This window comes from Aequorivita vitellina, from assembly GCF_022008365.1.
Classification (GTDB): Bacteria; Bacteroidota; Bacteroidia; order Flavobacteriales; family Flavobacteriaceae; genus Aequorivita; species Aequorivita vitellina.
Map to the genome: position 1 here is coordinate 54,903 of NZ_JAIRBA010000022.1, position 11,699 is coordinate 66,601.

An 11,699-nucleotide genomic window follows, 5' to 3' on the forward strand; every position below is an offset into this window, starting at 1 on the left:
TTTATTTTTAAAATGAAGGAAGATTTTCTGCATTACGTGTGGAAATTTCAGAAGTTTGACGTGGGCAGCTTTTACACTTCAAATAATGAAAGTCTCCACATAAAAAATCCGGGGAGCCATAACTTACATTCGGGTCCTGATTTTTTTAATGCTCAAATTGAGCTGGCCGGCCAACTTTGGGCAGGCAATGTTGAAATACACTTAAAATCTTCAGATTGGTATGCACACGGCCACGAAACAGATGCGGCTTATGACAATGTAATTTTACACGTAGTTTGGGAACACGATGCCGAAATTTTCAGAAAAAACGGCAGTGTTATTCCAACTTTTGTGGTGAAAGAACACATTCCAAAAACGACACTTCAGCGCTATCAAAAATTATTTTCGAAAGAGAAAAAGTGGGTAAATTGTGAAAATGAATTAGGCGCTGTTGATGCTTTTACATTTCAAAATTGGTTGGAAAGACTTTATTTTGAAAGACTTCAGAAAAAGGAAGTGGTACTTCTCGAAGAATTGAAAAACTCTCAAAACCATTGGGAGTGTTTGCTTTTTAGAATGCTTTGCAAAAATTTTGGACTGAAGGTCAACGGCGATTCGTTTTTCAGCATTGCAAAATCTGTAGATTTTTCAATAATAAACAAATGTAGCCAAGAGCAGCAGGATTTAGAAGCGTTGTTAATTGGTCAAGCAGGATTGTTGGAAGGAGAAATTGAAGATTGGTATTTTAAAACTCTAAAAACAAAGTACGCATATTTGAAGCGTAAATTTGGACTGCAGAACCAAACTGTTATTGCTCCGAAGTTTTTTAGACTGCGACCGCCAAACTTTCCCACGGTGCGTTTAGCGCAATTATCGATGCTTTATTTTGAGCGAAGTAACTTGTTTTCGCGCATAATTGAAACCCAAAATTTAAAAGATTTTTACGAGCTATTTAATATTTCTGGTAGCGAATATTGGGATACACATTACAATTTCGGTATTGGATCTTTGGGGCGTAAAAAACGAATTACCAAAAATTTTGTCGATTTGCTGATTATAAACACTGTAATTCCGTTGAAGTTTTGCTACGCGATTCAACAGGGACGAGACGCTTCGGGAGAAGTGCTGCAATTGGCTTCCGAAATTTCTTCGGAAAAAAATACAATTGTGAAGAAATTCAATTCAATCAATAACATTTCAAAAAAAGCATGGCAAAGTCAGGCATTGCTTCAACTAAAAAGTGAATATTGCGATAAAAACAATTGCTTGCAATGTGCTATCGGCAATTCTATTCTCAATTCGCCAAACAATTAAATTACAGATAAAAGTAATTGTAGTATGATGTTTTTCTTTCGGTCAAAATTTCAAATCTAGCGGTAAAAAGTGTATTTTGCACCTATGTTGCGAGCCATTTATTCCTTACGATATTTTCTAGAAAAACGCGGCTTTTATGTGTCGTCGCGATTGGCAGATAGGCTGGGTATGCGCGCTAAAAGTGTTCGGTTATTTTTTATTTATGTTTCTTTTGCCACACTGGGCGCAGGCTTTGCAATCTACCTTACTATGGCTTTTGTTTTAAAGTTGAAAGATTTGGTAAATACCAAACGAACCTCTGTTTTTGATTTATGAAGCAATTCTTCAGTTCTAAAATAACCGTTGCCATTCTGCTTTTAATCGTAGTGTTTATGACCGGGGTTATAGGCTTTCATTTTTTTTCAGACTACAGTTGGATCGATGCTTTTTATATGACGGTTATTACCGTAACCACGGTGGGTTACGGCGAAGTAATGCCATTAAGCCCCAATGAAAAAGTTTTTGTTTCGCTTCTCATCATTTCCAGTATCTTTATCGTTGGTTATGCCATTTCGGTAATAACTGAATATATTTTAAGCAAAAATATTGGTATTTTAAGACAGAAAAAAGTGCAGAAAAAACTGGAGTCCATGCAAAATCATATTATTGTTTGCGGTTATGGAAGAAACGGAAAACAAGCGGCCCAAAAACTGTCGGCTTATAATCGTCCCTTTGTTATTATTGAAAAGGACGAAGAGATAATAGAACGATTTTCTAGCGATGGTTTCCTTTTCGTTTTAGGGAATGCTATTGAAGACGAAACATTGCTAAAAGCTGGTATAGAAAAAGCTTCCACCTTAATTTGTGCTACTCCAAATGACGCCGATAATTTGTTTATTGTACTTTCGGCGCGACAGATGAATAAAGGGCTCAAAATTATTAGTAGGGCCAGTGAAGAGACGAGTTATAAAAAGCTAAAACTAGCCGGTGCCGACAATGTAATTATGCCCGATAAAATAGGCGGCGACCATATGGCATCGCTGGTTGTAGTGCCAGATTTGGTAGAGTTTTTAGACAATCTAACCGTTGCCGGCGAGCAAGACAGCATTAATGTTGAGCAAATACCTTTTGAAAATATGTGTCCGCAAGGGGGAGAACAGGCTATAAAAGATTTGGATGTTCGTAAAAAAACAGGCTGTTCCATCATAGGCTATCGCTCTCCTTCGGGTGAATATATTGTCAATCCTGAACCGTCTTTAATTCTTCAGAAAAACTCAAAATTAATTTTAATAGGACGTCCAGACCAGATAGAAAGTCTTAAGAAAGAATACGGCGTTTAGGGAATTCGTTAACAATTTTTTAGTTGATTTTAGGGTATTGTAAAAAAAAATAAGCATCTTGCTTTTTTCAACATTGAATTACAAAATCTTAAAATTTCACTATGAAGAAATATTTTCCTTCGCTACTAGCTTTAATTCTACCAGCAATCACTTTCGCCCAAGAACAAAAAAGCTTAGGTGAAAAAATTGATGGTCTATTTGCAGAATACACTACGCCCATTGTAGAATTAATTTTTTATCCTGTTGTAATTGCAGGAAAAGAAATGCCCATAGTAATTATTCTTTTATTATTAGGGGCACTTTTTTTTACATTATACTTTAAAGGAGTAAATTTTATATACTTAAAAACCTGTATAAAAACGGCTTCAGGAAAGTACGATAACTTAGACCATCATATACCTGCAGATCAAGAAATTGAGGTGAAGGATGGAGAAATTCACGATACCGTTCATTTAAAAGGCGATGTGCCGGGAGAGGTTACACACTTTCAGGCATTAACAGCTTCATTGTCTGCAACGGTGGGTCTTGGTAATATAGCCGGAGTTGCCGTTGCCATTGCTATTGGCGGTCCTGGTGCAACTATCTGGATGATTGTAGCCGGATTGTTAGGGATGGCTTCAAAATTTGTAGAATGTACCTTGGGGGTAAAATATAGAGAAGTAGATGGCGATGGCAAAACGTACGGAGGACCTATGTATTATCTTTCTAGTGGCTTGCGTGAGATGGGAATTCCTGGCATTGGCAAAATACTGGCTGTCTTTTTTGCGGTAATGTGTATTGGCGGATCTTTTGGCGGCGGTAATATGTTTCAGTCTAATCAAGCTGCTGCACAGTTAACACAATTAATGGATTGGAACGGCCCAAATGCCGGGTTTTATGTAGGGTTGGTACTAGCAGTAATTGTAGGCCTTGTAATTATTGGCGGAATTAAAAGAATTGGTTCCGTAACCGAAAAGGTTGTCCCTTTTATGGCTATTGTTTACGTAGGCGCAGGAATGATAATTATTGGTATAAATTATGACATGATTCCATACGCAGCCAACCAAATTTGGCAGGGAGCAATAAATCCTAATGCTGCTTTTGGCGGGGTAATGGGCGTATTAATAGTAGGATTTCAACGTGCAGCATTTTCTAACGAAGCGGGAGTAGGTTCTGCTGCCATTGCGCATTCTGCGGTAAAAACTCGTTATCCGGCCAGTGAAGGTTTAACTGCCTTACTTGGGCCGTTTGTTGATACAGTTATAATATGTACTATGACCGCTATTGTAATTGTAATTACCAATGCAAAACACAATTTGTTTACCTACGGAAATTTGGATTCTGCTAGTAATGTAATGCTTAATGCTACCAATCAACCTATTAATGGGGTAGATTTAACTTCGGTGGCATTTAATTCGGCAATTCCACATTTTTCTATTGTACTTACTATTGCTGTTATTCTTTTTGCAATCTCTACAATGATTTCGTGGTCGTATTACGGTCTGCAATCTTGGAAATTTCTATTCGGAAAAGGGAAGGCTTCAGATACAACCTACAAGGTTTTATTTTTAATATTTTTAGTTATTGGCGCTTCGTCGAGTTTGGGTGCCGTAATTGGGTTTTCCGATGCTATGATATTTGCAATGGTCTTCCCAAATATTATTGGCTTGGTCCTGCTTTCTCCGAAGGTGAATGTAGAATTGAAAAAATACCTAAATGCTGTAAAAATTAATAGAATGGACGCCAAAATTCACAAAGAAAGTAAGGTTGTAAAAGATGTAGAAGACAATTAAGAATATTTTAATTTGTTGAAATATTTCTTTTTGTGTTGAAGGTAAAAAATAACGGAGTTTAAAATTTACAAAACCGTAACAAATTTCTATGTGTTTTTTTGAAAATGTGATTTTTTTTAAGCATCTTGCTTCGCTTTATTTATGAAAGCGTTTCATTTTAAAAATCCACTATGAAGAAATATCTTCTTTCGCTATTTGTTTTTTTAACTCCTCTTTTCACATTTGCACAACAAACCAGCACCTCCCATAAGGTTGATGAAATCTTTAAAGATTACACAGGATGGTTTGTAGACCTTATTTTTTACGAAATACCATTTTCTGAAACTTTTCAGATTCCTTGGGTATTGATTGTGTTAATTGGTGGAGCTACTTATTTTACTATTTATTTTAAATTAATAAACTTTACAGGGTTTAGCACTGCAGTTAGAGTGGTTCGTGGAAAATACGAAGACATTGAGAAGCACGGAGCCGATACCCTTTACGGCGATGTAACTCCCAACGAACAAGAAAACCTTATTGAAACCATTCGCGACGATAGTGCCGATGGCGAAGTTTCGCATTTCCAAGCATTAACGGCCGCGCTTTCGGCTACCGTAGGTTTAGGAAATATTGCAGGAGTTGCCGTTGCACTTTCTATTGGTGGTCCCGGTGCGACTTTCTGGATGGTTTTAGCGGGTTTATTGGGTATGGCATCTAAATTTGCCGAATGTACATTAGGAGTGAAATTTCGCGATGTGGGGCCTGATGGCACAGTTTACGGTGGCCCAATGTATTACCTTAAAAAAGGTTTGGCTCAAAAAAAGATGGGCGGTTTAGGCAAAGTCTTGGCGGTACTTTTCGCAATATTTGTAATTGGTGGTTCTTTTGGGGGCGGAAATATGTTTCAAGCAAACCAAGCAGCTGCACAATTTGTTCAACTATTTGAACTTCAGGAAACCAGTGCCGAAATTTGGTTTGGGATTTTTATGGCCATAATTGTTGCCGTAGTTATTATTGGTGGTATTAAACGTATTGCCAAAGTTACTGAGAGAATTGTACCATTTATGGCAGGTATTTATGTTTTGGGAGCAATTATTATTTTGGCAGCAAATTATCATCACATTGGCGATGCTTTCGCATTAATTTTTGAAGGTGCTTTTTCAGGTCTCGGAATTGCTGGTGGGTTAGTTGGTGTAATGATTCAAGGAATTCGTCGTGGTGCTTTTTCAAACGAGGCTGGGGTTGGTTCTGCTGCGATTGCACACTCTGCTGTACGTACAAAATATCCTGCTTCCGAAGGAATTGTTGCGCTACTTGAGCCGTTTATTGATACGGTTGTAATTTGTACTATGACGGCTTTGGTAATTGTAATTACCAATTTCGACAATAATATTATTCAATACGGTGTAGAAGTAAAAGAAGGTGTTGAACTTACGGCAACTGCTTTTGACAGTGTTATACCGCACTTTTCAATTGTACTTACAATAGCAGTTATTCTCTTTGCTTTTTCAACTATGATTTCTTGGTCGTACTACGGAATGCAGGGTTGGGTTTATCTTTTTGGAAGAGGTAAAGTTACCGAGCTAGTTTATAAATTGTTATTTTGTATATTTATATGGGTTGGATCGGTAATCAGTCTTGGTTCGGTTATTAACTTCTCCGATGCTATGATTTTTGCAATGGTAGTGCCAAACATTATCGGGGTTGTATTGTTAACGCCAGTGGTTAGAAAGGAACTCAATAGGTATATGAAAGCAATCAAAACCAAACACGATGCATTAGACGATGGTTTAGAAGATTTGCAGAAACATATGTAAAAATTAATTTATATGGAATTAAAATCCCACTTCACGTTCAGCAAACAGCAACGGAGTGGGATTTTGCTTTTGTTGTTACTTATCATAACATTACTGTGTGTTTACTGGTTTGTGGATTTTTCGGAAGAAGATACTTTGGATGTTACCTCGGCTGAAATTGTTTCACTTCAACAGGAATTAGATTCGCTTCGATTGGTTGAAATTGAAGACAAAAAGCCGAAAATATATCCGTTCAATCCAAACTATATTACAGATTTTAAAAGCTACACTTTAGGAATGACAAACGAAGAAATTGATAAACTACATCAATTTCGAAACGAAGGAAAATGGATTAATTCTACGGCCGATTTTAAAGCAGTAACGGGCGTTTCAGATTCATTGCTTAATGAATTAAGTCCGCTATTCAAATTTCCCGAATGGATCACCAATCCGAAACCAAAAACAGATTTCAAAAACTATAAATCTGAAACGGGTTTTTCTGAAAAATCTTTCGCCCAAAAAATCGATCTCAACAAAGCTACCGAAGAACAATTACGGCAAGTGAGCGGCATTGGGGCAACATTGAGTAAGCGAATTATTAAATATCGCGAAAAGTTAGGTGGATTTTCAAGCGATATTCAATTAAATAATGTTTACGGTTTAGAGCCTGCCGTAGTGCACCGAACGCTCAACCTTTTCACTGTAAAAACCCCGAAGAATATTGAAAAAATAAATGTAAATACTGCTTCGGCGTCTGATATTTCAACCATTCCGGGAGTGTCTTTTAAAATGGCTAAAAACATTTGGGAATACCGGCGACTTCGCGAAAAAATAAGCAGCATTCAGGAACTGGAAAAAATTGAAGGAATGACCCAAAGAAAGTTACAGCTAATTCAGTTATATTTGTCCGTTGAATAAATATTGTAATTGGCCAAAAGGCTTGTAAATAATAGATTTAGACCAGTATGAATAACATGTATTTTACGGAGGAGCACGAATTTTTTAGAAAGAGTTTTCAAGATTTTCTTCAAAAAGAAGTAGTGCCACATATTGAAAAGTGGGAAAAAACGGGGCATATTGATCGTTTTATTTGGGAGAAATTTGGTGAAATGGGTTATTTTGGCATTTACCAACCCGAAGCTTACGGTGGAATGGATTTAGATCTTTTTTACACAGTAATTTTCTTAGAAGAACTTCAAAAAATAAATAGCGGCGGATTTGCAGCTGCAATGTGGGCACATGCCTATTTGGCGATGACCCACCTTAAAAAGGAAGCAAATCACGAACAAAAGGAAAAATATTTAGCACCCAGTATTACCGGCGAAAAAATAGGCTGTCTTTGTATTACAGAGCCATTTGGCGGGAGCGATGTTTCTGGTATGCGAACTACTGCTGTAAAAAATGGCGATAGCTATGTTTTAAACGGTTCAAAAACTTTTATTACCAATGGCGTTTATAGCGATTATTTAATAGTTGCAGCAAAGACGGCCCCTGAATTGGGCAATAAAGGCATTAGCATTTTTGTTGTAGATCGCGATACAAAAGGTGTTTCGGCAACGAAACTCGATAAGTTAGGATGGAGAGCAAGCGACACTGCAGAAATAGCTTTCGACAATGTTGAAATCCCGCTTTCAAATTTAATGGGTGAAGAGAATGCTGGCTTTCCTTATATAATGCAGCATTTTGCTTTAGAAAGATTAATTATGGGTATAAACGCCCATGCTCGAAGCGAGTTTGCGTTGGAATATACCATTCAATATATGAAAGAGCGTTTTGCTTTTGGAAAGAGTATTTCAAAATTCCAAGCATTGCGTCATCGTGTTGCGCAACTTGCGAGTGAAATTGAAGTGAGTAAAACCTTTAATTATGTTACCGCCAAACGTTTAAACGACGGTGAATATGTGGTGAAAGAAGCCACGATGAGCAAGCTTATTTCAACCAAAGTAGCCGATGAGGTAATGACCGAATGCCTGCAATTTTTAGGTGGTTACGGTTATATGGAAGAATATCCGTTAGCACGCTTAATGCGCGATAGTAGGCTGGGACCAATTGGTGGGGGAACTTCAGAAATCTTGCGTGAAATCATTTCGAAAATGGTTATTGAAGGGAAGGAATACAAGCCAGCAACATAATTGTTTTAGCTTCTTTAAAAAAATAAATCTAAACTTTAAGAATGAGGAACTTCAGAAAAAGTTATTTTCTCGCGTTAGTCTTTTTTTTAATTACCGCAGCAACTTTTGCCCAAAGTGAGTTGAAAGGAAAAGTAGCCGATTTCTTAACATTTCAACCCATTGAAAGCGCTAGTGTTTATATTAAAAATACAACGATTGGTTCCATTACAAATGCAGATGGAAATTTTTTTTTAAAAGTGCCGCAGCAACATTTGCAGGACACGTTGGTTATTTCGTCTATTGGTTATAAAAGTTTTAATGTTGTAATTTCTGAATTTGAAAATGGCTCCGATATTTATTTGGAAGAAGATGTAGCTTCATTAGATGAGGTTGTAATTGTGGCAGATCCACGCCCTACAACGGGTAATGGGATTGTGCAGAGAGCCATTGAAAAACTGCCGAACAACTTGCCCGAGATGGCCTATTTGCAAAAAGGATTTCTTCGGCACAAAGAGCGCAATAAAAAGGAATACAAGTGGCTTATTGAAAGCGCAATTACGTTATACGATTCCAGTTATGCTGCCGGCGCAAAAGACCATCTAAAAATAAATGTAGACGAAACACGAAAGAGTTACGATTTGCGCGATATTGACAGTCTGTTTACGTTTTCGGCATATCTGAAAAGTATTGGATCGAAAGCGGGAAATATTAGTATAAATTCCGTGAAAACTTCGGCCTTAATTGATGCCATTAAATGGAACGACAGCCGCGTAAATGGATTGGAAAATCTGTTTAAAGGAAAACTTAATTTGGTTCGAAATTCAGACGTAACAGGTGCCTTGCTTGGAAAATACACGTTGGAAAAGCATCAATTTACGCTCGATACTATTTTAGTTGACAACGGAAGGAAACTCTATAAAATTAAAATCTCAAAAGGTGCAGAATTTGTTGGCTTAAACACACCAAATATTTACAACGAAGGTTTTGAACCCAAAGGATGGATTTATATTTATTACGACAATTACGCCATTAAAAGAGTGGAATACGAATTGGTTGCAGCTTCCGAAGTGCAAAAAAGACGCAGTAAAAGTCTCTTTGATACGCAGGTAATTCATAAGTTTATTATAACGTATAAAGACTACGACGGAAAAATGTACCCCAACTATATTTATTACGAAACGCCTAAACTTGTAAACACGGGCGATCGATCTTCAGACCGGGTTAAAACCGAAGCGGTTGCAGGTTTTGACAAAGACGAACAATATTACTACACCATTCAGGAAATACTCTTTACTGATATAATCCAAGACCACGAATTAATAAAGCAGGAATTGCAGCAAAATGATTGGTCTGCAGATATTTTTTCTAGCAAGCCATACAACGAATCTTTTTGGAAAAATTACAACGTATTGCTGGAGAGTAAAGAAGAAGAAAAGCTTATTCAAGACTTGAGTAAACGGGCCTCTTTATATAAAGGGTAATTTTTTTCAAAAAAAACTCGCAACTTATAACCAATAACTCATAACTATTTTCTATTTTTGCCGCCCTAAAGAGAGGAGGTGATGACACTATGTTAATTATACCAGTTAAAGACGGAGAAAATATCGATAGAGCGCTAAAGCGTTTTAAGCGTAAATTTGATCGTACAGGAACAATGCGCCAATTGCGTTCAAGACAAGCTTTTACAAAGCCTTCGGTTAAGAAGAGAGCGCAAATGCAGAAAGCGCAATACATTCAAAACTTAAGAGATCAGGAAGAAATCTAGTTGAATTTCCGCTGAAGCGCAGATCTTAAATATATAAATCCGTTGGAATTTTTTCCAGCGGATTTTTTTATGACTAAAAATCATTGGTTTTTTAAGTAATTGGGTTATTTTGTGATATACGGATTTTTAGATAACAACAAACTTAAAAAAATGTCTTTTCAAGCTTTTACAGATTACCTTCAACTAGAAAAAAAGTATTCGGAACATACGGTGACTGCTTATTTGAAAGATTTAGAAGATTTTCAAAAATTTGCTATTTCTGAATTTCAATATGCAAATATTATTGATGTAAATTACGCTATTGTTAGAAGCTGGATTATCGCGTTGGTAGATTCAGGGATTTCTAACCGCACGGTAAATCGAAAAATTTCTTCACTTAAAACGTATTACAAATTTCTACTTAAAACAAGTCAGATAGAAGTAAACCCATTGGCCAAGCACAAGGCGCTAAAAACTTCAAAAAAAATACAAGTACCTTTTTCTGAAAAAGAAATAGATAGCGTGATGGAGTTACTTGCAGCTGAAACTGATTTTGAAGGGTTGCGCAATAGGTTAATAGTTGAACTTTTTTATTCTACAGGAATACGCCGTGCCGAGTTAATCAACCTGAAGTTGAGTGATGTGTCGTTTGCACAGAAAACAATCAAGGTTTTAGGTAAGCGAAACAAAGAGCGTATAATTCCGCTTTTACCTGTAGTATTAACCACTGTAGATAAATACCTGCATTTACGCAACAAACTTCAAAATATTGAAGATCCAGCTTTTTTGTTTCTCACCCAAAAGGGGGTTAAAATTTACGAAAACCTTGTCTATCGTATTATTAATTCATACTTTAGTAAAACTTCAGAAAAGATGAAAAAGAGTCCGCATATTTTGCGGCATTCTTTTGCAACACATCTTTTAAATGAAGGGGCAGATATAAATGCAGTAAAAGAGTTGTTGGGTCATTCTAGTCTTGCTTCAACACAGGTTTACACACAAAACAGTATCGCAAAATTGAAAGAGGTTTATAAAAGCTCCCATCCACGAAATTGAAACACAACTATAGCTTATGGTATAAAAGTACTTAACGTATTAACTTATAAAACAATATAATATGAAAGTAAACGTACAAACTCCCAACTTTGCAGCAAAAGAAGAACTTTTGGTATTTGTTGAAAAAAAGCTGGCTAAGCTCGAACAGTTTTACGACAAGATAGTTTTTGCAGACGTGTTTTTAAAAGTTCAGAAAACGAGCGAGAAAGAAAATAAAATAGTTGAAGTATTGTTAAGTATTCCAGGCGATGATATCATGGTAAAGAAAGATGCCAAAACCTTTGAAGAAGCTACAGACGAAGTAGTTAAAACCCTGGAGCGCCAACTCAAGAAAAGGAAACAAAAACAAAAAGCATATTTATAGTAATATTTTTTAGAAAAAGTTTTGTAGAAAAAATAATTTCTCTACATTTGCAGTCCGTTAGAAATAGCGGACTTTTTTATGGCTAATAAATAGTCTAAAAAAGTACCAAAAAAGCCGATGTAGCTCAGCTGGCTAGAGCAGCTGATTTGTAATCAGCAGGTCGTGGGTTCGAGTCCCTCTATCGGCTCTGAAATATTGAAAAGTGTATCAGGAATTAAATTAGTTTTAAAATTGAAGCTAAATTTAATTGGGACGAGAAGTTTAT

At 36.5% G+C, this 11,699-nt stretch carries 11 protein-coding genes and 1 tRNA gene; all 12 read left to right on the forward strand.

The window, feature by feature from the left end:
* Window positions 1-12 precede the first annotated feature (12 nt).
* The 12 genes from K8089_RS11360 (at window position 13) to K8089_RS11415 (ending at window position 11,621) form a co-directional block, all read left to right on the forward strand.
* Window positions 13-1,293 (forward strand): DUF2851 family protein, encoded by a 1,281-nt coding sequence (locus K8089_RS11360; RefSeq protein ID WP_237603412.1) that lies wholly within the window; start codon window positions 13-15, stop codon window positions 1,291-1,293.
* Between the two features lie 84 nt (window positions 1,294-1,377).
* A complete protein-coding gene (locus tag K8089_RS11365) occupies window positions 1,378-1,608 on the forward strand; it encodes a PspC domain-containing protein (RefSeq protein ID WP_237603413.1) in 231 nt (76 codons plus the stop codon).
* Window positions 1,605-2,612 carry a potassium channel family protein gene (locus K8089_RS11370; RefSeq protein WP_237603414.1) on the forward strand — a complete coding sequence of 336 codons (1,008 nt, stop codon included), beginning with the start codon at window positions 1,605-1,607 and terminating at the stop codon, window positions 2,610-2,612. The genes K8089_RS11365 and K8089_RS11370 overlap by 4 nt, the downstream gene beginning before the upstream one ends.
* 101 nt (window positions 2,613-2,713) lie before the next feature.
* Window positions 2,714-4,384 carry an alanine/glycine:cation symporter family protein gene (locus tag K8089_RS11375; protein ID WP_237603415.1) on the forward strand — a complete coding sequence of 557 codons (1,671 nt, stop codon included), beginning with the start codon at window positions 2,714-2,716 and terminating at the stop codon, window positions 4,382-4,384.
* Between the two features lie 170 nt (window positions 4,385-4,554).
* The gene (locus K8089_RS11380; RefSeq protein WP_237603416.1) at window positions 4,555-6,180 is read left to right on the forward strand and encodes an alanine/glycine:cation symporter family protein; all 1,626 of its coding nucleotides are present in this window, start codon (window positions 4,555-4,557) and stop codon (window positions 6,178-6,180) included.
* A gap of 12 nt (window positions 6,181-6,192) precedes the next feature.
* On the forward strand, window positions 6,193-7,077 hold the full coding sequence (locus tag K8089_RS11385; protein ID WP_237603417.1) for a ComEA family DNA-binding protein: 885 nt from the start codon (window positions 6,193-6,195) through the stop codon (window positions 7,075-7,077).
* Between the two features lie 47 nt (window positions 7,078-7,124).
* Complete coding sequence (locus tag K8089_RS11390) at window positions 7,125-8,291, forward strand: acyl-CoA dehydrogenase family protein (RefSeq protein ID WP_237603418.1); 1,167 nt, start codon at window positions 7,125-7,127, stop codon at window positions 8,289-8,291.
* Window positions 8,292-8,332: 41 nt separating this feature from the next.
* On the forward strand, window positions 8,333-9,751 hold the full coding sequence (locus K8089_RS11395) for a carboxypeptidase-like regulatory domain-containing protein (RefSeq protein ID WP_237603419.1): 1,419 nt from the start codon (window positions 8,333-8,335) through the stop codon (window positions 9,749-9,751).
* Between the two features lie 89 nt (window positions 9,752-9,840).
* On the forward strand, window positions 9,841-10,035 hold the full coding sequence (rpsU, locus tag K8089_RS11400) for a 30S ribosomal protein S21 (protein WP_111816319.1): 195 nt from the start codon (window positions 9,841-9,843) through the stop codon (window positions 10,033-10,035).
* A 150-nt stretch (window positions 10,036-10,185) separates the two neighbouring features.
* A complete protein-coding gene (locus K8089_RS11405; RefSeq protein ID WP_237603420.1) occupies window positions 10,186-11,070 on the forward strand; it encodes a tyrosine-type recombinase/integrase in 885 nt (294 codons plus the stop codon).
* Window positions 11,071-11,131: 61 nt separating this feature from the next.
* Window positions 11,132-11,434: a ribosome hibernation-promoting factor, HPF/YfiA family gene (hpf, locus tag K8089_RS11410; RefSeq protein ID WP_237603421.1), complete on the forward strand. Its 303-nt coding sequence runs from the start codon at window positions 11,132-11,134 to the stop codon at window positions 11,432-11,434.
* Window positions 11,435-11,547: 113 nt separating this feature from the next.
* Window positions 11,548-11,621: transfer RNA gene (locus K8089_RS11415), tRNA-Thr, on the forward strand.
* Window positions 11,622-11,699: the final 78 nt, after the last annotated feature.

Excerpts from the sequence above, each read along its gene's own strand:
- K8089_RS11360 (WP_237603412.1), top strand. The coding sequence starts at position 13 with ATGAAGGAAGATTTTCTGCATTACGTGTGGAAATTTCAGAAGTTTGAC.
- K8089_RS11365 (WP_237603413.1), top strand. The coding sequence starts at position 1,378 with ATGTTGCGAGCCATTTATTCCTTACGATATTTTCTAGAAAAACGCGGC.
- K8089_RS11370 (WP_237603414.1), top strand. The coding sequence starts at position 1,605 with ATGAAGCAATTCTTCAGTTCTAAAATAACCGTTGCCATTCTGCTTTTA.
- K8089_RS11375 (WP_237603415.1), top strand. The coding sequence starts at position 2,714 with ATGAAGAAATATTTTCCTTCGCTACTAGCTTTAATTCTACCAGCAATC.
- K8089_RS11380 (WP_237603416.1), top strand. The coding sequence starts at position 4,555 with ATGAAGAAATATCTTCTTTCGCTATTTGTTTTTTTAACTCCTCTTTTC.
- K8089_RS11385 (WP_237603417.1), top strand. The coding sequence starts at position 6,193 with ATGGAATTAAAATCCCACTTCACGTTCAGCAAACAGCAACGGAGTGGG.
- K8089_RS11390 (WP_237603418.1), top strand. The coding sequence starts at position 7,125 with ATGAATAACATGTATTTTACGGAGGAGCACGAATTTTTTAGAAAGAGT.
- K8089_RS11395 (WP_237603419.1), top strand. The coding sequence starts at position 8,333 with ATGAGGAACTTCAGAAAAAGTTATTTTCTCGCGTTAGTCTTTTTTTTA.
- rpsU (WP_111816319.1), top strand. The coding sequence starts at position 9,841 with ATGTTAATTATACCAGTTAAAGACGGAGAAAATATCGATAGAGCGCTA.
- K8089_RS11405 (WP_237603420.1), top strand. The coding sequence starts at position 10,186 with ATGTCTTTTCAAGCTTTTACAGATTACCTTCAACTAGAAAAAAAGTAT.
- hpf (WP_237603421.1), top strand. The coding sequence starts at position 11,132 with ATGAAAGTAAACGTACAAACTCCCAACTTTGCAGCAAAAGAAGAACTT.